The 20,234-nt window shown below is 71.7% G+C and carries 18 protein-coding genes; 4 read left to right on the top strand and 14 right to left on the bottom strand.

What is annotated here, in order from left to right; all coding sequences use genetic code 11:
* The first annotated feature begins 42 nt into the window (after nucleotides 1-42).
* On the top strand, nucleotides 43-603 hold the full coding sequence (locus ACH4F2_RS07660; RefSeq protein WP_398131771.1) for a MarR family winged helix-turn-helix transcriptional regulator: 561 nt from the start codon (nucleotides 43-45) through the stop codon (nucleotides 601-603).
* Between the two features lie 13 nt (nucleotides 604-616).
* Here ACH4F2_RS07660 and ACH4F2_RS07655 read toward each other — a convergent pair whose 3' ends face one another.
* The 9 genes from ACH4F2_RS07655 to ACH4F2_RS07615 all read right to left on the bottom strand — a co-directional run bounded on the left by ACH4F2_RS07655 (nucleotide 617) and on the right by ACH4F2_RS07615 (nucleotide 8,442).
* Complete coding sequence (locus tag ACH4F2_RS07655; protein ID WP_398131770.1) at nucleotides 617-1,363, bottom strand: DUF4142 domain-containing protein; 747 nt, start codon at nucleotides 1,361-1,363, stop codon at nucleotides 617-619.
* 143 nt (nucleotides 1,364-1,506) lie between these two features.
* Nucleotides 1,507-2,427, bottom strand: a complete 921-nt coding sequence (locus tag ACH4F2_RS07650) for a DUF3152 domain-containing protein (RefSeq protein ID WP_398131769.1) — start codon at nucleotides 2,425-2,427, stop codon at nucleotides 1,507-1,509.
* A 267-nt stretch (nucleotides 2,428-2,694) separates the two neighbouring features.
* The gene (locus ACH4F2_RS07645; RefSeq protein WP_398131768.1) at nucleotides 2,695-3,030 is read right to left on the bottom strand and encodes a TcmI family type II polyketide cyclase; all 336 of its coding nucleotides are present in this window, start codon (nucleotides 3,028-3,030) and stop codon (nucleotides 2,695-2,697) included.
* 71 nt (nucleotides 3,031-3,101) lie between these two features.
* Nucleotides 3,102-3,581: an SRPBCC family protein gene (locus tag ACH4F2_RS07640; protein WP_398131767.1), complete on the bottom strand. Its 480-nt coding sequence runs from the start codon at nucleotides 3,579-3,581 to the stop codon at nucleotides 3,102-3,104.
* Between the two features lies 1 nt (nucleotide 3,582).
* Nucleotides 3,583-3,852, bottom strand: coding sequence for an acyl carrier protein (locus ACH4F2_RS07635; protein ID WP_398131766.1), 270 nt, complete (start codon nucleotides 3,850-3,852; stop codon nucleotides 3,583-3,585).
* Nucleotides 3,853-4,053: 201 nt separating this feature from the next.
* On the bottom strand, nucleotides 4,054-5,343 hold the full coding sequence (locus ACH4F2_RS07630; RefSeq protein WP_398131765.1) for a ketosynthase chain-length factor: 1,290 nt from the start codon (nucleotides 5,341-5,343) through the stop codon (nucleotides 4,054-4,056).
* Nucleotides 5,340-6,611 carry a beta-ketoacyl-[acyl-carrier-protein] synthase family protein gene (locus ACH4F2_RS07625; protein WP_398131764.1) on the bottom strand — a complete coding sequence of 424 codons (1,272 nt, stop codon included), beginning with the start codon at nucleotides 6,609-6,611 and terminating at the stop codon, nucleotides 5,340-5,342. The genes ACH4F2_RS07630 and ACH4F2_RS07625 overlap by 4 nt, the downstream gene beginning before the upstream one ends.
* Nucleotides 6,608-7,093, bottom strand: coding sequence for a cupin domain-containing protein (locus tag ACH4F2_RS07620; RefSeq protein ID WP_398131763.1), 486 nt, complete (start codon nucleotides 7,091-7,093; stop codon nucleotides 6,608-6,610). The genes ACH4F2_RS07625 and ACH4F2_RS07620 overlap by 4 nt, the downstream gene beginning before the upstream one ends.
* Nucleotides 7,094-7,206: 113 nt before the next feature.
* Entirely contained in the window at nucleotides 7,207-8,442 is a 1,236-nt protein-coding gene (locus ACH4F2_RS07615) for a SchA/CurD-like domain-containing protein (RefSeq protein ID WP_398131762.1), read from the bottom strand.
* A 482-nt stretch (nucleotides 8,443-8,924) separates the two neighbouring features.
* On the opposite strand from ACH4F2_RS07615, the gene ACH4F2_RS07610 reads away from it, so the two are divergent.
* A complete protein-coding gene (locus ACH4F2_RS07610; RefSeq protein ID WP_398131761.1) occupies nucleotides 8,925-10,847 on the top strand; it encodes an FAD-dependent oxidoreductase in 1,923 nt (640 codons plus the stop codon).
* 585 nt (nucleotides 10,848-11,432) lie between these two features.
* On the opposite strand, the gene ACH4F2_RS07605 is transcribed toward ACH4F2_RS07610, so the two are convergent.
* The 3 genes from ACH4F2_RS07605 to ACH4F2_RS07595 form a co-directional block, all read right to left on the bottom strand.
* A complete protein-coding gene (locus ACH4F2_RS07605) occupies nucleotides 11,433-12,110 on the bottom strand; it encodes a potassium channel family protein (RefSeq protein WP_398131760.1) in 678 nt (225 codons plus the stop codon).
* Nucleotides 12,110-12,781, bottom strand: a complete 672-nt coding sequence (locus ACH4F2_RS07600) for an NAD-binding protein (RefSeq protein ID WP_398131759.1) — start codon at nucleotides 12,779-12,781, stop codon at nucleotides 12,110-12,112. Before ACH4F2_RS07600 ends, ACH4F2_RS07605 begins: the two co-directional genes overlap by 1 nt.
* A gap of 244 nt (nucleotides 12,782-13,025) precedes the next feature.
* Entirely contained in the window at nucleotides 13,026-13,256 is a 231-nt protein-coding gene (locus tag ACH4F2_RS07595) for a hypothetical protein (protein WP_398131758.1), read from the bottom strand.
* Nucleotides 13,257-13,331: 75 nt separating this feature from the next.
* Between ACH4F2_RS07595 and ACH4F2_RS07590 the strand changes: the two genes are divergently transcribed.
* On the top strand, nucleotides 13,332-15,395 hold the full coding sequence (locus ACH4F2_RS07590) for an APC family permease (protein ID WP_398131757.1): 2,064 nt from the start codon (nucleotides 13,332-13,334) through the stop codon (nucleotides 15,393-15,395).
* Between the two features lie 63 nt (nucleotides 15,396-15,458).
* Nucleotides 15,459-16,811: a class I SAM-dependent RNA methyltransferase gene (locus ACH4F2_RS07585; RefSeq protein WP_398131756.1), complete on the top strand. Its 1,353-nt coding sequence runs from the start codon at nucleotides 15,459-15,461 to the stop codon at nucleotides 16,809-16,811.
* 149 nt (nucleotides 16,812-16,960) lie between these two features.
* Here ACH4F2_RS07585 and ACH4F2_RS07580 read toward each other — a convergent pair whose 3' ends face one another.
* Nucleotides 16,961-19,411: an FtsX-like permease family protein gene (locus tag ACH4F2_RS07580; RefSeq protein ID WP_398131755.1), complete on the bottom strand. Its 2,451-nt coding sequence runs from the start codon at nucleotides 19,409-19,411 to the stop codon at nucleotides 16,961-16,963.
* The gene (locus ACH4F2_RS07575) at nucleotides 19,408-20,100 is read right to left on the bottom strand and encodes an ABC transporter ATP-binding protein (protein WP_398131754.1); all 693 of its coding nucleotides are present in this window, start codon (nucleotides 20,098-20,100) and stop codon (nucleotides 19,408-19,410) included. Before ACH4F2_RS07575 ends, ACH4F2_RS07580 begins: the two co-directional genes overlap by 4 nt.
* Nucleotides 20,101-20,234 lie beyond the last annotated feature (134 nt).

Here is a 20,234-nt window from a genome sequence, read left to right as displayed (position 1 = left end):
TCGGGTGGGTGAGCAGGGACTCCGGCGCGGTAGAAAGGACACATGCCGGAGCGTGAGATGCCCGTCGGGGGCACGGACGATGTCGACGCGGTCACCAGGGCCGTGCTGGCCGCGTCGCGACTGCTGGTGGCCGTCTCCGCGAGGTCCCTCGCCGAAGTGGAGGAACGGGTCACGCTGCCCCAGTTCCGGATGCTGATGGTGCTCTCCACCAGGGGGGCCACCAAACTGGTCGCGCTCGCCGACCACCTCCAGGTCGCCCCGTCGACGGCGATGCGCATGGTCGACCGGCTGATCGCGGCCGGGCTCGCCGACCGGCAGACCAACCCCCACAACCGGCGCGAGACCCTGCTCCGCCTCACCGACGAGGGCCGGCACACCGTCGCGAACGTCAGCGCCCGGCGCCGCGCCGAGATCACCGCGATCGTCGAACGGCTCGCGCCGCACCAGCGGGCGGCCCTCGTCGAGGCGCTCACCGCCTTCAGCGAGGCCGGCGGCGAGCCCCTCGCCCCGGCGCCGGACGACCCCCAGCCGCATCCGCTCGGCTGGGCCGCGGACGTCACCGCGGACATCACCGCGGACGTCACGGCGGCCGACGGCGCCTGACCCGTTCAGGGCGTCAAGGGGCCGCCGGCGAGGGAGCGGGCGTCGGGGAGGACGTGTTCACGTTCAGGTCGGGCCGCGGCTTGAGCACCAGCACCCGCTCTCCCGGCTGCGGAGGGGGCGGCGTGACCTTCTCCCTCGGCAGCTTCGCCGGGCCGGTCTGCAGGAAGGTGACCTTGTCGTACTCGACCAGCCCGGTCTTCTCCAGCACCGTGATGTGGTCCAGGACGGTGTCGTTGGCCAGGTCGGCCAGCTGCCGCACGAGCGTGTTCTTGGTGGTGGCCCGGATCTTGGCGATCGCCGGGAAGATCTGACCGTGGGTCACCCGCATGATGTTGACCGCCGACGAGTCGAACTCCCCGCCGCTCTTGGCCTCCACCGTCGCCACGAAGCCCTCCTGCTGCGGGGAGGCCCGGTTGGGCAGCGTGATGCCCAGTTCGGGGGAGATCTCGCGGCACATCGCGTCCAGTCCGGCGTGACCGACGACCAGATGCTCGCCGGCCGTCTTCATCGCCTTGGTCGTACCGCGCTCCATCACGATCTCGCCCAGCGGGTACTCCCACAGCCCGGCGGCCCGGACCTTGACCACGAAGTCCCGGTCCGCCTCGGTGAGCGGCCCGAACCTGGTGCCGGCGATGACCCGGTCCTGGTTGCCGTCGGCCCTGTCCAGACCGAGCATGGCCGGGAAGGCCAGCGCGGTGAGGGTCAGGGTCATCGCACCGAACAGGACGACGACTCCGATCCTGCTGCGGGACAGACGCATGGTGCCTCCAGGGGACGACGCGAGAGTCTCGTACTCGTACTCGTACTCGTACTCGTACTCGTGCTTGTACTCGTACGTGTTCGCCAGGAGGTACGGAAACGGCGGGCGGATCTATCACCGCTCCGGCAGGGAATCGGATTCGATCAAGGGACCGAGGGGCCGCCCAGGTAGTCGCCGTCGCTGTCGTAGGGCCAGGCGTTGGCGACGCATCCCTTGAGGCCCTTGATCTGCTGCATCATCGCCGGGGCGGGCAGACCGGGGCCGGGGCAGGTCTCGTGGTTGTGGCCGAGGCGGTGGCCGACCTCGTGGTTGATGATCAGCGCCCGGTACTCGCCGATCGGGCCGTCGAACTGAGGGGAGCCCAGCACCCAGCGCTTGAGGTTCACCACGACGTCCGTGCCGACCGCGCAGTTCACCTCGCCCCGGGTCTGCAGGCCGTAGGCGCCGCAGATCTCGTCGACGGTGCCCGGCGTGGCGATCTTCACCGCGAAGTCGTACGAGCCGGAGCTCACCAGCCGGAAGGAGTTCTTCCCGTCCTGGGTCCAGCCGCGGCGGTTCGCGAGCACGTCGGATATCTCGTCCGCGGCGGCGGTCGCCCGGATGTCGACGCCCTCCTCGACCAGGACCTTGTAACGGCGTACCCGGCTGCCGGTGCCCACGGTCGTGCCGTCGGCCTTCGCGGTGACGAAGGTGCCGGGGCCGCTCGCGGGAATGGCGATGGTGGAGGGGGAGGGAGAGGGCGACGGGGAGGCCTTCGGCGACGGCGACGCGGAGGCGCCCGGCGAGCCGGACGGCGCCCCTCCGGCGGCGTCGGGAGCGGCCGTGTGCTCGACGGCGTCCAGGGCGTCGGCGACGTCGGCCCTCTGGTCGTCCGTCGCCGGGGGCCGGGTGTCCCGCCAGTACGCGACGGCGGCGCCTCCCGCGAGCAGTACGGCACCGAAGGTCAGGCCGGCCAGGACCATCCTGGCGGATCTGCGGCGCCGCCGCCTGCGGGCGCGGGATACTCGCCCATCGTTCTCCGAGGTGCTTCCTCGGCGGGAACGGCGGCCTGTGGATCGGCCCACGACGTGCGTCCTCTCTGCTGATCGGCGGGGTGCGCACAGTGGACTCCTGTGTGCTTTTGTACTAAAGATCAAAGCGGAAGGACGTACGAAAACATCCTCGGACACAAGTGGCCCTTCTCACACGGGTGTTCGGTCCCGGCGGTACAACCCTTCGGTGCCCCGAAAGGTCCGCGAGCCCTTTCACCGCCGTCGTACGCGCACACGTGCGTCGGGGCTGCCCGGGAAGAACCCGGGCAGCCCCGACGAGGTGTGGGCAGCAGCGGTCCGTCAGCCGACGGTGGTCCGCTCCCACCGGTAGAAGCAGCGCGCCATCGCGTCCTTGGGACCGCGCCAGGTCGCCGGGTCGTACGCCGACACGTACGGCTCGAGCCGCTCGCTGACCTGGCGGAACTCCGGATGCCCGGTCAGCCTGCCGATGGTGGGGGCCGGGTCCTCATCACTTTCGATGAGGTGCAGGTACACGCCGTCACCGAACTCGAAGAGACTGCGCCGGTTGACTCCCACCAGGTGGGGCAGCTCGCCGCTGTCGGACTCGGCGAACACCTTCGCGATGTCCGGTGCCGCACCCGGTGCCATCCGGGCGACGATCAGGGTGTGGTGCATGGGGAGGTGCCCTCCGTGGGTGTCAGTCGGTGTCGTCGGTGCGGGTCGGTGGCGGCCGGTGTCGGCCGGTGTCAGTCGGCGAGCACCGAGGCGGGACGCCGCTCGCCCGCCGCCTGCTCGATCCGGTCCCGGATCAGGGCCATCTGCGTGCGCGAGTTGCGGTTGATGTTGTCGGTCATCCAGGCGTCGTCCACGGGCGCGTCCGGCTTCATCGCGAAGTCCTGGATCCAGCGCATCCGGGTGCCGTCCGCGGTCTCGGCGTACTCCCAGACGATGTTCATGTACTGGAAGGGGCCGGTCTCGACCCGGTGGGCGCGGACGGTGCGGGTCGTCGGGTCGGCGACGCGCTCGGAGACCCAGCTCCACACCTTGCCGTCCGCGTCCGGGTGCATGGTGAGCCGGAACGTGACGCGGTCGCCGTCGCGGTCGAGCACGTCCACGGAGGCGTACTCGCTGAACAGCCGGGGCCAGTCGTCGATGTCGTTGGTCATGTCCCAGACCAGCTCCATCGGCGCGGCGATGGTGATCTCGTTGTCGGTGTGGCCTGCCACGTCACACTCCCGTCTTCAGGGCGCCGTTGATCAGCGCGAGGAAATCCTCGGGCGTCTTGCAGCGCTCGGCCTGCTCCGGCAGGCCCAGCCCGTACCGCTTCTCCAGCTCGGCCACGATGCCCAGCAGGCCGAGGGAGTCCAGGCCGAAGGTGTCGAAACCGGCGTCGGCCTGCTGCTGGAGGGTGACCGGGTCGACGTGTACGCCGGCGGTGCGCTTCATCAGCGCCGCCAGCTCGTCGACGGTCACCTGGTAGTCCACTTGGTCGGTCATGCGGGGTGCTCCTTCACTCGGGTCGGCGCTCGCCCGGAAGCGGCGCTCACTGGGGGTGGGCAGTGGTCGGGTCGGGCCGGGCCGGTCGTCGGCCCGGTCATCGGCCGGCCGCCGGTCGCCGGCCGTCAGCCAGTGGCCGTCACCGGTGGCCGGTGGCCGTCACCGGCGACCGGGGGTCCGTCACCGGTGGCCGGTCCTTGGTCATCCGTGCGCGGACGGCGCGGTGCCGGTGCCGCCGTGCCGCAGGACGAGCGCCGAGTTGGAGCCCATGAGCCCGCGGCCGAGGACCAGGGCCGTGCGGGTCTGGGCGGGGCGGGCGCGGCCGGCCACCACGTCCAGGTCGTGGCACACGTCGAACACATGCGGGGTGGGCGGGATCAGCCCGTGTTCCATGGCGAGCACAGCGGTCGCCACGTCCAGCACCGGCGCCGCGCAGTACGCCCGCCCGGTCCCGGTCTTGGGCGCGGTGACCGGCACGCGCCGGGCGTGCGGGCCGAGCGCGTCGGCGAGGGCCAGGGCCTCGGCCCGGTCGGCCTCCGGGACGCCGAGGGCGTCCGCGAACACCACGTCCACCTCCTCGGGCCGGCAGCCCGCCTCGGCCAGCGCGCCCTCGATCGCGTGGGCCAGCCCGGCCCGGGACTCCGCCCAGCGGGAGGGACCGGTGAAGGTCGCCGCGTGCCCGGCCACCGTCGCCCGCACGTCGGCCCCGCGGTTCCGGGCTGCCTCCTCCTCCTCCACCAGGAGCACGGCACCGCCCTCGGCCGGCGCGAACCCGCAGGCCGCGCTGGTGAACGGGCGGTAGGCCCGGTCGGGTTCGGTGGCGCGGCTCAGCTCGGGGTAGCCCAGCTGGCAGACGACCGAGTACGGGGCCAACGGCGCCTCCGTCGCGCCGCAGACCACCGTGTCGGTCCCGTTGCGTACGGCGAGCGCCGCGTGCGCCAGGGCGTCCAGACCCCCCGCCTCGTCGGCGGCGACGACCCCGCAGGGGCCCTTGAAGTCGTTGCGGATGGAGACCTGGCCGGTGCTGGCCGCGTAGAACCAGGCGATCGACTGGTACGGGCCGACGTACCGCGACCCCTGGCCCCACAGGTTCTGCAGCTCCCGCTGCCCGAACTCGCCGCCGCCGGACCCCGCGGCGGTGACCACGCCCACCGAGTACGGCGACTCGACGTCGGCGCGCCCGAACCGGGCGTCGGCCAGGGCGAGGTGGGTGGCGGTCAGCGCGAAGTGGGTGAACCGGTCGGTCTGGACGAGGTAGCGGTCCTCGACCGTGTCGGCCGCGTCGAAGCCGCGTACCTCGCCCGCGACCCGCAGCGGCAGATGGCCGCAGCCCTCGCGGGTGACGGGGCCGAGGCTGCTGGCGCCGTCCTCGACCGCCTTCCAGAACGCCTCGACACCGATGCCGTGCGGGGACACCACACCGAGTCCGGTGACGACGGCCCGCCTGGTTCCGTCCTGCTGACGGCGCATGGTCCGTTGTGGTCCGCTCATCGCAGCCCTCCTTCACAACCGCTCAGTACGACGGCGGACTGGAAGCCGCCGAAGCCGCTGCCCACGGACAGCACGTGCCGCAGCGTCCGCTCCCGTGCCTCGCGCGGCACGTAGTCCAGGTCGCACTCGGGGTCGGGGGTCGTGTAGTTGGCCGTGGGCGGCACCACCTGGTGGGCCATCGCCAGCACGCACGCGGCCAGCTCGATCGAGCCGATCGCGCCCAGCGAGTGGCCCACCATGGACTTGATCGAGCTCATCGGCGTCGCGTAGGCGTGCTCGCCCAGCGAGCGTTTGACGGCCGCGGTCTCGTGCCGGTCGTTCTGCTGGGTGCCGGAGCCGTGCGCGTTGACGTAGTCGATGGCGGAGCCGTCCAGTTCGGCCATGTCGAGCGCCGTGTCGATGGCCCGCGCCATCTCCAGGCCCTCCTTGGTGAGCCCGGTCATGTGGTAGGCGTTGCCGAAGGTGGCGTAGCCGGAGATCTCGCAGTACACGTCGGCACCACGGGCCCGGGCGTGCTCCAGGTCCTCCAGGACGAGCACCGCCGCGCCCTCGCCCATGACGAAGCCGTTGCGGTCGGCGTCGAAGGGCCGGGAGGCGTGCGCGGGGTCGTCGTTGCTGGGCGAGGTCGCCTTGATGGCGTCGAAGCAGGCCATGGTGATCGGCGATATCGGCGAGTCCGCCGCGCCCGCCAGGCACACGTCGACGCGTCCCTCGGCGACCGCGTGGTAGGCGTACCCCACCGCGTCCAGGCCGGACGTGCACCCGGTGGACACGGTCTGCACCGGCCCGCGCACGCCGAACTCCTCGGCCACGGCCGAGGACAGCGTCGCCGGGGTGAAGGCCCGCTCCAGGTGCGGCTCGGCCCGCCGGCCGTCCACGTCCCAGCGCGAGCCGTGCTCGCTGACGAGAACGTAGTCGTGCTCCAGCCGGGTGGTGCCGCCGACCGCCGTGCCCAGCGTGGCGCCGGCCCGCCAGGGGTCCTCCCGCGCCATGTCGAGGTGCGCGTCCCGCACCGCCTCGGCGGCGGCGACGAGCGCGAACTGAACGTAGCGGTCGTTGCGCTGGACGGTGGCGATGTCCAGCCCGTGCTCGGACGGTTCGAAGTCGCACTCGGCGGCGATCTGCGAACGCAGCGCGGAGGGGTCGAACAGGGAGATGCGGCGCGTCGCCGTACGGCCGTCGGACAGCAGCCCCCAGAACTGGGGCACGCCGATCCCGCCCGGGGCGACGACGCCTATACCCGTGACGGCGACCCGACGCCGGGTCATGACACCGCCTCGGCCGCGGTGGCGGGGGCGGGACGCTCGTGCCCTGCGTGCCCTGCGCATCCCGCGTGGTCCCGGTCGTGGGGGAGGGCGTTGCCCGCGGCGTCCTCGGTGTCGACATGCCCCAGCTCCGGCCGCGGGGCCAGCGGCCCCAGGTGGAAGACGATGCGGGCCTCGACGTCACCCACGTTGCGGAAGCGGTGGCGCATGTCCTGCGGGATCAGCACCCCCTGCCCGGTGGAGAGGGAGTGCGGCACCCCGTCCAGGTCCACCTCGAGCGCGCCGTCGGTGACGTACACGAACTCCTCGGAGTACGGGTGGTAGTGCTCGGCGATCCGGTCACCGGGCTGCACCATGGCCACACCCATGAAGCCGCTGGTCGACCCGGCGGTGGTGGGCGTGAGAAGGGCGCGGAGGTCTCCGCCGCGGCGGCGGTTCGGCGCGATGTCGCCGAGGGAGACGATGCGTACCTGCTGGTCTGTCATGTCGTTCACTCCGGGATGACGGGAGGCGGTGGGACGTCGGAGAGGTCGGAGGGTCCGCGCGGACGGCGGGCGCGCCGTTGGGCCCGGCCCGGCCGCGTGGTCGGTCGCCCGGTTCAGGAGGCGTCCGAGAGCCGGTCGGTCAGGAGGGTCATGCGGGCCCGCGCCAGCAGCAGGGACAGCGTGCGGGGGTCCGTCAGGGGCCCGTCGACGCCGGCGGCGACGGTGTCCAGCAGTTGCTCGGCCACGGCGACCCCGGCGGTCCCGCCGGTTCCGGTGGCCCCGGTGGTGTCGGCGGACGTGTGCAGGCCCAGCACGTACCCGGGCGCGTCGGCCGGATCGCCGGCCACGTCGACGATCCGCACGACGAGGTCGTCGCGGTGGAAGACGGTGGCGGCGCGGACCGGGCTGTCCGGGGCGTGGACGGCGGCCGCGTCCTGGTGGGCCAGCAGCCGGGCCAGTTCCGGACCGGCGCCGGCCCGGGCCGGGTAGAGCAGCCCGATCCGCACGTCGCGGGCGTCGGCCGGGACGCGGGACGTCATGCGGTGGACGGCCGGCATGGCGGCCCGGGTCAAGAACTGCCGGGCGGACCGCGGATCGCGGAGGTCCCGGACCTGCTCCAGATACGGGTTGAGGGCCTCCTCGACGGCCCGCACCCCGGGCTGCTGGGCGACGTGGCGCAGTGCGGTCTGCAGGTCGCCCCGCACCTCCACGGCCCGCACGACCCGGTTGCCGTGCAGGAAGACCGAGGTGCGCAGCAGCCGTCCGGACTCGTCGACGCGGGCGTCGGGCGGCGCGTGGTCGGCCAGCAGCCGGGCCACCTCGCCCTCGCTGCCGGGCCGTACGGTGAACGTCAGGGCGTGCCGTACGACGTCCTCCCCGATCCGGGGAGCGGACTGCGGCGGCTCACCGGCCGCGGCGGACGGAGGCTGTGCGCCGGTGGTCTCCCGCAGGACGCTGTAGCGCAGGGAGTGGGTGTCGCGCACATAGTCCTGGAGGGGCCCGACGGTGTCGAGGTGCTCTTCGCTGCTGACCCAGGCCAGGAAGGGGACCGCGCTCTCCCATTCGCTGGTGAGGAGCCACTGGGTGGGATTGTCCAGTGACTGGCACAGCTGGTCGCTGACGTGTCCCGGGACGGCGGCGACCCGGTCGCGGATGCCGTCGTAGGCGTCCAGGAACTCCTGCTGCGTTCCGTCGTGGATGTCCAGCATCAGGACGACCCGCACGCGGGATCCGTCGAACGCGGATATCGGCACGCCGCCCGCATGCACGGCGGCCGAGGCCACCGTGGCGCCTGTGGTCTGGGCATCCGCCGACACGGTTTCCGTCGCTACGACGGGAGAGACCGTCATCCGGCCCACCTCTTCTCCGGGATGTTTCTCTTGGACTGGTTTTCTCGTGGACTGGGGGCGATCGTCGCGGCGCGCGCCATGGCTCCGGCGTGGTGCGGCGGTCGCAGTAAGCACGATCGTGAGTCGTGCCCGGGAGGACCGCGAACCAGACGGGTTAAGCGGGTGAAGCCTGAGCCGCCGCGGGCCTCATCGGGTCGCACGGGGCATGTATGAAGACCCTCGCGCACACCTGTCGCGGGGCGAGTCACGCGACGACGGTCCGACAAACGGAGGGCGGCGTCCGTCACCACGGAGGGCGGCGTCCGTCACGACGGCGGGCGGCGTCCGTCACCACGGAGGACGGCGTCCGTCATGACGAAGGACCACGTCCGTCACCACGGAGGACGGCGTCCGTCATGACGAAGGACCACGTCCGTCGCAACGGAAGACGACGTCCGTCACGGCACAAGACGACGGACGTTCGCCACAACGGAGGACGAACAATGAACGAAAGAGCCGACCGGTCAGGCGGAGCCGCCCCCGGGGTCCATCGAGTCCCGGTCCTCATCGTCGGCGGATCCCTGGTGGGCCTGTCGACCTCGGTCTTCCTGGGGCGGCTGGGCATCCGGCACACCCTGGTTGAGCGCCACGCCGGCACCTCCATCCACCCCCGTGGGCGCGGCAACAACGTCCGCACGATGGAGATCTTCCGGGTGGCCGGCACCGAGCCGGACATCAGGAAGGCCGCCGCCACCCTGGCCGAGAACCACGGCATCTTCCAGACGCGCAGCCTGGTCGAAGACGCGGGGGAGTGGCTGCTCAAGGATATCGACCCCGGGGGCGGACTGGCCCGCTTCAGCCCCAGCGCGTGGTGCCTGTGCAGCCAGAACGACCTGGAGCCGGAACTCCTCACCCACGCCACCAACCTCGGCGGCGACCTGCGCTTCGGTACGGAACTGCTGTCGTTCGAGGCCGACGCCGAGGGCGTCACCGCGATCGTGAAGAGCCGGGAGACCGGCGAGCACACCACCATCCGCGCCGACTACCTGGTCGCCGCCGACGGCCCCCGCAGCCCCGTCCGCGAACAGCTCGGCATCGGCCAGAGCGGCCCCGGCGACCTCTTCCACAACGTCAGCGTCACCTTCCGCTCCCGCCGCCTCGCCGACGTCGTGGGCGACCGCCGCTTCATCGTCTGCTACCTCACCGACGAGGAGGCCGACGGAGCCCTCCTCCCCGTGGACAACCAGGAGAACTGGGTCTTCCACGCCCCCTGGCACCCCGAACAGGGCGAGACCGTCGAGGACTTCACCGACGAGCGCTGCGCCGCCCACATCCGCCGCGCGATCGGCGCCCCGGACCTCGACATCGAGATCACCGGCAAGGCCCCCTGGCACGCCGCCCAGCGCGTCGCCCGCAGCTACCGCTCCGGCCGGGTGCTCCTGGCCGGCGACTCGGCCCACGAGATGTCACCCACCGGCGCGTTCGGCTCCAACACCGGTATCCAGGACGCCCACAACCTCGCCTGGAAACTGGCCGCGGTCCTGGAGGGCTGGGCGGGCGAGGGCCTCCTGGACACCTACGACGCGGAACGCCGCCCGGTCGCGGAGGCCACCAGCGCCCGAGCCGCGGGCCGCTCGGTGGAACACAGCCACCCGGGGTTCGCACCTCCGCCGGGGATGACGGGCGGGGGCCCGGCTGGGTTTCCTGGCGGTCCTGGCGGTGGCCCTGGCGGTGCCCCGGCCGGAGGCCCCGGCGGTCCTGGTGGCCCTGGCGGTGCCCCGGCCGGAGGCCCCGGTGGCGGTCCCGGTGGCCCGGGCGGAGGGCCCGGCGGTGCCCCGGCCGGACGCCCGGGTGGCGGTCCCGGCGGTCCGGGCGGTGGCCCCGGCGGCGCCCCGGCCGGAGGCCCCGGTGGCGGTCCCGGCGGTCCGGGCGGTGGCCCCCAGGGCGGCATCCTCAACGTCGCCCTCGGCTACCGCTACACCCAGGGCGCGGTGGTCGGCGCCGACCCGGGAGCACCGGTGGTCCCGGACGGCCTGGACCTCACCGGCGCCCCCGGCAGCAGAGCCCCCCACCTCTGGCTCCACCAGACCGGCACCACCACCCGCGTCTCCACCCTGGACCTCTACGAGGACTCCCTGGTCCTGCTCAGCGACGCCGCACAGCCCACCGGCTGGCACGAGGCGGCGACGCGCCTGGCGTCCGACATGCGGGTCCCGCTCAAGTCGTACCGCGTGGGCAGGACACCGGAGGCAGACCTGACCCCGGACGACGAGGACACCGACTGGGCGAAGGCCCACGGAGTGACCCACGGCGGCGCGGTCCTGATCCGCCCCGACGGCTTCGTGGCCTGGCGCTCCCCGGGCCCGGCCCCCGACCCGGAGGCGATGCTGCGCCAGGTGGTGAACACGGTCCTGTCCCGCGCCTGACACAGACCGGTCACTGAGCACCGCGCACCGGGCGCGATGCCCTCAGGCCGGGAGGCGATGACCGTGCCGGGCCGGCCGTGCCGGACGGTGTCGCCGCAGACGGGGCCCGACTCCTCGGAGTCGGGCCCCTGACTTCTGCCCTGCGGGGTCACAGCAGCCGCTTGCGGCCCTCGGAGTGAGCGTGGTCATACGGTCACAGCCTTCTGCGCGCGATCAACGCACCCATGCCGGGGCCGAACCGGGTGAGCCCGCCCAGCCGGCACGGTAGAGGGTCATGCTCGAACGGTGAGGTCGACTCTCAACCTCACCGCGCCGACCGGATGACGAAGACCTGGCTGTCCTTCGGCCGGCACGGCTCCACCACGGCCTCGGCTCCCTCCGAAGTCGGGGCGGGCAGCGGGACGGTCCGTGTGTACGTCTGCCTGGGCAAGAAGTACCCGTGGGACAGCGGGTCCCGCTGCGCCTCGGACTCCATGAGCCAGATCCGTAGGAAACGACGGGGGACGGGGGGGGGGGGGGGGGGGGGGGGGCCGCCCCCCCCCCCCCCCCCCCCCCCCCCCCCCCGACCCCGGGCCCTGCGTCCGCTCAGCGCGCGGCGTCGCCGCGCCGGGCCGACAGCAGGTCCTCCAGCTGCTCCTCGCGGGCCTGCGCCGCCACGAACAGCAGCTCGTCGCCGGCCTCCAGGGAGTCCTCCGGGGACGGCGTCAGCACCCGGGTGCCGCGGATGATCGTGACCAGCGAGGTGTCCTCGGGCCATTCCACGTCGCCGACCTGGATGCCGGCCAGCGCCGACTCCTCCGGCAGCGTCAGTTCCACCAGGTTGGCGTCGCCGTGGCTGAAGCGCAGCAGCCGGACCAGGTCACCGACGCTCACCGCTTCCTCGACCAGGGCCGACATCAGCCGCGGGGTGGAGACGGCGACGTCCACACCCCAGGACTCGTTGAACAGCCACTCGTTCTTCGGGTTGTTCACCCGGGCGACGACGCGCGGAACGCCGTACTCCGTCTTGGCCAGCAGGGAGACGACCAGGTTGACCTTGTCGTCGCCCGTCGCGGCGATGACGACGTTGCAGCGCTGCAGCGCCGCCTCGTCCAGGGACGTGATCTCGCACGCGTCGGCGAGCAGCCACTCCGCCATCGGGACGCGCTCGACCGAGATGGCGGTCGGCGCCTTGTCGATGAGCAGGATCTCGTGGCCGTTCTCCAGCAGCTCGCCCGCGATCGAGCGGCCGACCGCACCGGCTCCGGCAATGGCGACCCTCATCAGTGACCGGCCTCCTTTTCGGGACCCTTGGCGAACGCCGCCTCGACCTTGTGGACCTCGTCGGTGCGCATCATCACGTGCACCAGGTCACCCTCCTGCAACACCGTCTGCGAGGTCGGCAGGATGGCCTCCCCGAGCCGGGTGAGGAACGCCACCCGCACACCGGTCTCCTCCTGGAGCCGGCTGATCTTGTGGCCGACCCAGGACGCCGAGGTGTGCACCTCGGCGAGCTGGACGCCGCCCGTGGGGTCGCGCCACAGCGGCTCGGCGCCCGAGGGGAGCAGCCGGCGCAGCATCTGGTCGGCCGTCCAGCGGACGGTGGCGACCGTGGGGATGCCCAGACGCTGGTAGACCTCGGCGCGGCGGGGGTCGTAGATACGGGCGGCGACGTTCTCCACGCCGAACATCTCGCGGGCCACGCGGGCGGCGATGATGTTCGAGTTGTCACCGCTGGAGACCGCCGCGAAGGCGCCGGCCTCCTCGACGCCCGCCTCGCGCAGGGTGTCCTGGTCGAAGCCGATACCGGTGACCCTGCGGCCGCCGAACGTGGAACCGAGGCGGCGGAAGGCGGTGGGGTCCTGGTCGATCACGGCGACCGTGTGCCCCTGCTGCTCCAGGGTCTGCGCGAGGGCGGAGCCCACGCGCCCGCAGCCCATGATGACGATGTGCATCGCCTCACACCCCGCTTTCCGCGGGCCCGCCGGCTTCTGTGGATGTCCTGCTCATGTCTCTCTTTCGGCTCGCCTGGCGACACGTCGCGGCCAGTGTGCGGGCCGCGGGGGAACCATCATGCCGGTGAGCACCGGCGCTGACGCCTCTCGGGGCCCCGGGAAGCCGGTTTCCCCGTCCGGGGAGCCGGGATTCCCTGTGCGCACCCAACGTATCGGCAAGCCTCCAGGGGGAGCAGGGGCCGTCTCACCCTCTGGCCGACGGCCCCCGTCGGCCGATGCTGCGGATGCTGGCGAGAGTCAGGATTCCGAGGCCGACGAGCGTGACGGCGCCGCCGATCAGCTCTGCGATCAGGTGCATGGAACCTCCAGGGGCGGCAACCGCCGGGAAGCGAACGGCAATCGGACGGTGCTTGTCATATAGGCATGCGAACCCGATCACCTGCGGAATCCGCAGCCGCACCATCGCCGAGTTCACCCGTAGAGCAGACGGTGGACGGATCGGGGGTGGCGGGTGGGCGGCCGCCCGTTCGAACCCTTACGATCCTCTGTTGTGTCCAAACTGACCGACGTGCCCAAACGGATTCTGATCGGGCGCGCACTGCGCAGTGACCGGCTGGGGGAAACGCTCCTGCCGAAGCGCATCGCCCTCCCCGTCTTCGCCTCCGACCCGCTCTCCTCCGTGGCGTACGCGCCCGGCGAGGTGCTGCTGGTCCTGTCCATCGCGGGCGTGTCGGCGTACCACTTCAGTCCCTGGATCGCGGTCGCGGTCGTCGTGCTGATGTTCACGGTGGTCGCCTCCTACCGGCAGAACGTGCACGCCTACCCGAGCGGCGGCGGCGACTACGAGGTGGCGAACACCAACCTCGGTCCCAAGGCGGGCCTGACGGTGGCGAGCGCGCTGCTCGTGGACTACGTCCTGACCGTGGCGGTCTCCATCTCCTCCGGCATCGAGAACCTCGGCTCCGCGATCCCCTTCGTCGTCGAGCACAAGGTCCTCTGCGCGGTCGCCGTGATCCTGCTGCTGACACTGATGAACCTGCGGGGGGTCAAGGAGTCGGGCAGCCTGTTCGCGATTCCGACGTACGTCTTCGTCGCGGGCGTCTTCATCATGATCGTGTGGGGAGCCTTCCGGGGCCTGGTGCTCGACGACACCATGCGCTCCCCGACCGCGGACTACGAGATCAAGCCCGAACACCAGGGCCTGGCCGGCTTCGCCCTGGTCTTCCTCCTCCTGCGGGCGTTCTCCTCCGGCTGTGCCGCGCTCACCGGCGTCGAGGCGATCTCCAACGGCGTCCCGGCCTTCCGCAAGCCCAAGTCGAAGAACGCGGGCAACACGCTCGCGCTCATGGGCCTGCTCGCCGTCACCATGTTCTGCGGCATCATCGCGCTGGCCGCGGCGACCGACGTGCGCATGTCGGAGAACCCGGCCACCGACCTCGTCCACAACGGCGTCCCGCTCGGCGCGGACTACGTCCAGCACCCGGTGATCTCGCAGGTGGCCGAGGCGGTCTTCGGCGAGGGCAGCTTCCTGTTCATCGTGCTGGCCGCCGCCACCGCGCTCGTCCTCTTCCTCGCCGCGAACACCGCGTACAACGGCTTCCCGCTGCTCGGCTCGATCCTCGCCCAGGACCGCTACCTGCCGCGCCAGCTGCACACCCGCGGCGACCGCCTGGCCTTCTCCAACGGCATCGTGCTCCTGGCAGGCGCGGCGATGCTCCTCGTCTTCATCTACGGCGCCGACTCCACCCGGCTGATCCAGCTCTACATCGTCGGCGTGTTCGTGTCCTTCACGCTCAGCCAGATCGGCATGGTCCGCCACTGGAACCGCCACCTGGCCACGGAGAAGGACCAGGCCGCGCGCCGCCGCATGATCCGCTCCCGGGCCATCAACGCCTTCGGCGCCTTCTTCACCGGACTGGTCCTGGTCGTCGTGCTGGCCACGAAGTTCACGCACGGCGCCTGGGTCGCCCTGCTCGGCATGTGCATCTTCTTCGCGACGATGACGGCCATCCGCAAGCACTACGACCGCGTCGCCGAGGAGATCGCCGCCCCCGAGGACCCCGCCGAGGCACAGAGCGACGACATGGTGCGGCCGTCCCGCGTCCACTCCGTCGTCCTCATCTCCAAGATCCACCGCCCGACCCTGCGCGCCCTCGCCTACGCCAAGCTCATGCGCTCCGACAGCCTGGAGGCGCTCAGCGTCAACGTCGACCCGGCGGAGACCAAGGCGCTGCGCGACGAGTGGGAACGGCGCGGCATCGCCGTACCGCTGAAGGTGCTGGACTCGCCGTACCGCGAGATCACCCGCCCGGTCATCGAGTACGTCAAGAGCCTGCGCAAGGAGTCCCCGCGCGACGCGGTCTCGGTGATCATCCCCGAGTACGTGGTCGGCCACTGGTACGAGCACCTGCTGCACAACCAGAGCGCGCTGCGCCTCAAGGGCCGCCTCCTCTTCACCCCCGGCGTCATGGTCACCTCCGTCCCCTACCAGCTCCAGTCCTCCGAGGCCGCCAAGCGGCGCGCCCGCAAGCGGCAGGACTGGAACGCGCCCGGTGCGGTCCGGCGCGGTCCGGCGCAGCACGACCGGGCGAAGGACTCCTCGTCGTCGACGTAGACTGGACGGCTGCTGTCGTTTCACCCTTTCCCTTGTCGTCCCGTTCTCTGGAGTCACCCCGCCATGCAGGCAGAACCGAAGAAATCGCAGGCGGAGTCCCAGGCGGTCTCGCTGGTGGGACAGGAGTACGAGGTCGAGATCGGCCCCGTCGCCCACGGCGGTCACTGCATCGCCCGCACGTCCGAGGGCCAGGTGCTGTTCGTCCGGCACGCGCTGCCCGGTGAGCGGGTCGTGGCCCGGGTGACCGAGGGCGAGGAGGGCGCACGCTTCCTGCGCGCCGACGCGGTCGAGATCCTGGACGCCTCCAAGGACCGCATCGAGGCCCCCTGCCCCTTCGCCGGCCCCGGCCGCTGCGGCGGCTGCGACTGGCAGCACGCCAAGCCGGGTGCCCAGCGCCGCCTGAAGGGCGAGGTCGTCGCCGAGCAGCTGAAGCGCCTCGCGGGCCTCACGCCCGAGGAGGCCGGCTGGGACGGCACGGTGATGCCCGCCGAGGGCGACAAGGTGCCCGCCGGCCAGGTGCCGTCGTGGCGCACCCGCGTGCAGTACGCCGTGGACGCCGAGGGCCGTGCGGGCCTGCGCAAGCACCGCTCGCACGAGGTCCAGCCGATCGACCACTGCATGATCGCCGCCGAGGGCGTCAGCGAGCTGGGCATCGAGCAGCGGGACTGGACGGGCATGGAGTCCGTCGAGGCGATCGCGGCGAGCGGCTCGCAGGACCGTCAGGTCATCCTCACCCCGAAGCCGGGCGCCCGCCTGCCCATCGTCGAGCTCGACCGCCCGGTGTCGGTCATGCGGGTCGGGGAGAAGGACGGCGGCGTCCACCGCGTCCACGGCCGCCCCTTCGTCCGCGAACGCGCGGACGACCGCACCTACCGGGTGGGCAGCGGCGGCTTCTGGCAGGTCCACCCCAAGGCCGCCGGCACCCTGGTCCTCGCGGTCATGCAGGGCCTGCTGCCCCGCAAGGGTGACATGGCCCTCGACCTCTACTGCGGTGTCGGTCTCTTCGCCGGCGCGCTGGCCGACCGGGTCGGTGACAAGGGCGCGGTCCTCGGCATCGAGTCCGGCAAACGCGCGGTCGAGGACGCCCGGCACAACCTGGCCGGCTTCGACCGGGTGCGGATCGAGCAGGGCAAGGTCGAGTCCGTCCTGCCGCGCACCGGGATCGACGAGGTGGATCTCATCGTTCTCGACCCGCCGCGCGCGGGGGCGGGGCGGAAGACCGTGGAGCACATCTCGTCGCTGGGTGCGCGGAGGATCGCGTACGTGGCGTGCGACCCGGCGGCGCTGGCCCGGGACCTGGGGTACTTCCGGGACGGGGGATACCGGGTGCGGATGCTGCGGGTGTTCGATCTGTTTCCGATGACGTCGCACGTTGAGTGCGTCGCCATCCTCGAACCTACGGGCAAGGGGTCCTGACCTGCGGTTCTGTGGTGCGGGTGGGTTGCTCGACCTGTTTCCCTCCGTGCAGCGGTTCGAGCGGGCGGACCTATCTATACAACTCGCTGACCTGCGCATTCGTGAGCAAGGTGCCTGCATGGGCGACGCGGCTCGCGCTCCGGTGGACGCTACTCGGTGCGCAGCGCCGTGGCCGTACAGGCCCCGGCCGCCCAGCCGGCCGGGACCAGCGCGCCCAGCACCGCCATCACGACCCCGCCGAGCCCCGGCAGGAGCAGCTGGAAAGGCCCGTACACGTCGAGGACGAGCGAGGGCAGGCTGGTGCCTACGGCCCGCCCCATCACCGGCATGACGACGTGGTGCAGCGCGTACCCCGCAGGGACGCCGATCAGCCCGCCGATCACGCCGATCACGGCCACCGAGGCGAGCACGAGGCCCATGGTCTGCCGCGGCGTCATGCCGATCGCCTTGCAGACGCCCAGGTCGTGGATGCGTTCCCGGGTGTCGAGGACCACGGAGTTGAGTACGCCGAGACCGGCCACGGTGATCAGCATGAGGGTGAGCAGCACCGCCATCGCGGACATGATGAGGATGGTGCCGTCCTGCCCCGACTCGGAACCGGTCGTTGCGTCGCCCCCCAGTGGCTGTACGACTGCGGCGACCTTCTGGGCGTATGCGTCGGCGGAGACGCCGGACTTGGTCTCGACGAGGAAGGTACTGGGCTCGGCCGACGCGAAGTTGGCCATGTCCGCGTGGATCTCCAGCCGGCTGCCCGACGTGTCGAAGGACTCGCCCACGATCCGCAGGTTCGCGGTCTCCTTCTCATAGGTCACCCGCACCGTGTCACCGATCTTGGTGCTGGTCCTCTCCAGGAAGCGGGAGGGCACCACGACCTGCCCCTTACCGGTGATCCAGTGTCCGGAGAGCATCTCGTAGCTGCCGGAGCGCGAATCGCCCTCGTAGAGGCCGGCCTGAATCGAGCCGGAGACCCCGGCCACGGCGACCTCGGTCTGGGCCTTGCCGTAGTACGACTCCGTGTCCGGCTGTGACGTGACGGCGGACCGCACCTTCGCCGGATCGGCGACCTTGGGCTTTTTGGGCGTGGTTGCCGCGCTGTCCTCCACGGGAGGCGGGCCTGACTCGCTGCCGCCAGGGCGAGGCGGGTCCGCCGCATTACCCCCTACAGGAGGCGGCGGGGGAGGAGCGACTTCGATCGCCTTGGTCGTCGTGACCGTGACCGCAGCACGGTTCTCGGGGTCCTGGGAGGTGCCGATCGCGTTGAGGGACGAGGTCAGCCCCACCGCGAACGTCGCCGCGACCGTGCCGAACGCCACCGCGAGCAGCATCGAGAGGGTACGTACGGGATGCGTGAAGGGAGTGGCGAGACCGTAGGTCACCTGTCGCGGCAGCGGCAGCAACCCCATCGCCCGATGCGCCCACTGGCCGCGCCCTGTGCGCGGCGACCGGCCGACCGCGATGGCCTCGACCGTACGCAGCCTTCCGGCCCGCAGCGCGGGAATCAGAGCCGCGAGCCCCACGACGACCACGGCGGCGGCCGGCACGGAGACATCCACCCACCAGGCCACCGAGAGTGAGACGCCGCCGTACACCGACTCGGTGTCGGACAGCAGGGGCACGGCAAGGAGGTTGCCCAGGACGACACCCAGGGCGATGCCTACGACGGCCGGGATCAGCGCCTGGGCCACGTAGGCGCATACGACCTCTCGCGGAGTGAAGCCGATGGCCTTGAGGATGCCGATCCTGCGCAGACTGGTGCCGACCGCGCCACTGATCACACTGCTGACGATGATCACCGACATCACGATGCCGAGCGCGCCGAAAGCCATCACGAACGGGACGGTCGCCGCGGCACCCTGATCAGCGGCGCGCTTGGTGTCCAGCCAGGATTGGGTACCCAGCAGTGCCCCGGAGCTCACGGAGTCGGCGAGCTTCTTCCGGTCGGCGAGGATCTGCTGCTTCGTGCTCGCGGAGTCGAAGCGGTAGAGCATCTGAGCCGTGACAGGGTTGCCCTCCGACGCCAGCGCGTCGACCTGCGCGGGGGTCGCCCAGGCGTCGGCGGTCTTGCTGGCCGACACGGCGAAGCCGACGATCGAAAGGGTCGGGGCGCCCTCGGCGTCCGAAGCCTTCATGGGGGCGCCGATCTCGATGGCGGGTCCCTCGAACGACGCGTCGAGCACGATCTCGCCTCGTTTCTGTGCCCACCGGCCGGACTTCAGATCCACCCGGTCCACGGCGCCGTCCGGACCGGACCGTCCGACCAGGGTCAGCGTCGGCAGTCGGAAGCCCGCCCGGTCCACCGGACGGAGCGACGTGGACGGGTACGGTCCCGCGCTCGCGGCGACGCCGGGCAGCTTCCCGGTCCTCGCCAGCTCCGCCGCACTCGCCTTCACGGGATCGAACTGGGCGGTGATGTGCGAACCTCGCTGCTTTTTGAAGGCGTTGTCGAAGGGCGCGGCCGCGGCGACCATCAGCGACCCGGCGACCACGGCCGACGCCACGGCCATCATCGTGGCCACGGCGATCACCACTGTCTGCACCCGCCGCCGGCCCATCCCGGAACGTACGACCCGGCCCATCGCGCCGCTACCGAACAGGCTCATCGGACGGCCTGCGCGTAGGAGTCGAGGGCGACGTGACCGTCGACCAGGTGGATCGTGCGGCTCGCGCATGCCTCCGCGAGGGACAGGTCGTGCGTCACCAGCACGATGGTCTGTCCGGCGCGGTGCAGCTCCATCAGCAGCTTGCGGACGTCCTGGCCCGAGGCGGTGTCGAGCGAACCGGTGGGCTCGTCGGCGAGCAGCAGCGCGGGTCGGTTGACCAACGCCCGGGCGACCGCGACCCGTTGACGCTCACCTCCGGACAGTCGGCCCGGGTAGGCGCGGGCATGCTTCTGGATGCCCAGCATCTCCATGAGCTCACCCGCGCGGACCGCGGCCGCGCGCCGACTGCTTCCGGTCAGCTGGGCCGGGAGCTGGATGTTGTCGGTGACGGTGAGGTCGTCGAGAAGATTGAAGAACTGGAAGGCCATGCCGATGTGCTCGCGACGGAACTTGGCGAGGGCGTGCTCGCTCAACTGGTCGATCCGTCGCCCGGCCACGATCACGGCGCCATCGGTCGGCTTGTCCAGGCCGGCGACGAGGTTCAGCAGCGTGGACTTGCCGCTGCCGGAGGGGCCGGTCACGGCAAGGGCCTCACCCTCGGCGACGCTGAGCGTGAGCGGTCCGAGCGCCGGCGCGGCGGCGCTGTCGTAGCGCTTCGCCACACCCTCCAGTTCGATCGTTCGATGCATACGAGTTGTCCGTCCTTACGGTCGCGAGAGGCACATGCCGTTGCCGGTCCTGCGAACCTAGAAGTCCCGCGTATGGGGCGCGTCGGCCGCGGAACCGACATCAGGCCCTTCCCGCGGAGGATTCGGCCACGGAG

Origin of the sequence: Streptomyces sp. NPDC017890 (assembly GCF_044328675.1) — a bacterium.
Classification (GTDB): Bacteria; Actinomycetota; Actinomycetes; order Streptomycetales; family Streptomycetaceae; genus Streptomyces.
Note: the sequence above shows the minus strand (reverse complement) of the source record. Positions and strands in the feature narration are given on the sequence as shown.

Excerpts from the sequence above, each read along its gene's own strand:
- ACH4F2_RS07660 (WP_398131771.1), top strand. The coding sequence starts at position 43 with ATGCCGGAGCGTGAGATGCCCGTCGGGGGCACGGACGATGTCGACGCG.
- ACH4F2_RS07655 (WP_398131770.1), bottom strand. The coding sequence starts at position 1,363 with ATGCGTCTGTCCCGCAGCAGGATCGGAGTCGTCGTCCTGTTCGGTGCG.
- ACH4F2_RS07645 (WP_398131768.1), bottom strand. The coding sequence starts at position 3,030 with ATGCACCACACCCTGATCGTCGCCCGGATGGCACCGGGTGCGGCACCG.
- ACH4F2_RS07635 (WP_398131766.1), bottom strand. The coding sequence starts at position 3,852 with ATGACCGACCAAGTGGACTACCAGGTGACCGTCGACGAGCTGGCGGCG.
- ACH4F2_RS07630 (WP_398131765.1), bottom strand. The coding sequence starts at position 5,343 with ATGAGCGGACCACAACGGACCATGCGCCGTCAGCAGGACGGAACCAGG.
- ACH4F2_RS07625 (WP_398131764.1), bottom strand. The coding sequence starts at position 6,611 with ATGACCCGGCGTCGGGTCGCCGTCACGGGTATAGGCGTCGTCGCCCCG.
- ACH4F2_RS07620 (WP_398131763.1), bottom strand. The coding sequence starts at position 7,093 with ATGACAGACCAGCAGGTACGCATCGTCTCCCTCGGCGACATCGCGCCG.
- ACH4F2_RS07615 (WP_398131762.1), bottom strand. The coding sequence starts at position 8,442 with ATGACGGTCTCTCCCGTCGTAGCGACGGAAACCGTGTCGGCGGATGCC.
- ACH4F2_RS07610 (WP_398131761.1), top strand. The coding sequence starts at position 8,925 with ATGAACGAAAGAGCCGACCGGTCAGGCGGAGCCGCCCCCGGGGTCCAT.
- ACH4F2_RS07605 (WP_398131760.1), bottom strand. The coding sequence starts at position 12,110 with ATGAGGGTCGCCATTGCCGGAGCCGGTGCGGTCGGCCGCTCGATCGCG.
- ACH4F2_RS07600 (WP_398131759.1), bottom strand. The coding sequence starts at position 12,781 with ATGCACATCGTCATCATGGGCTGCGGGCGCGTGGGCTCCGCCCTCGCG.
- ACH4F2_RS07585 (WP_398131756.1), top strand. The coding sequence starts at position 15,459 with ATGCAGGCAGAACCGAAGAAATCGCAGGCGGAGTCCCAGGCGGTCTCG.
- ACH4F2_RS07580 (WP_398131755.1), bottom strand. The coding sequence starts at position 19,411 with ATGAGCCTGTTCGGTAGCGGCGCGATGGGCCGGGTCGTACGTTCCGGG.
- ACH4F2_RS07575 (WP_398131754.1), bottom strand. The coding sequence starts at position 20,100 with ATGCATCGAACGATCGAACTGGAGGGTGTGGCGAAGCGCTACGACAGC.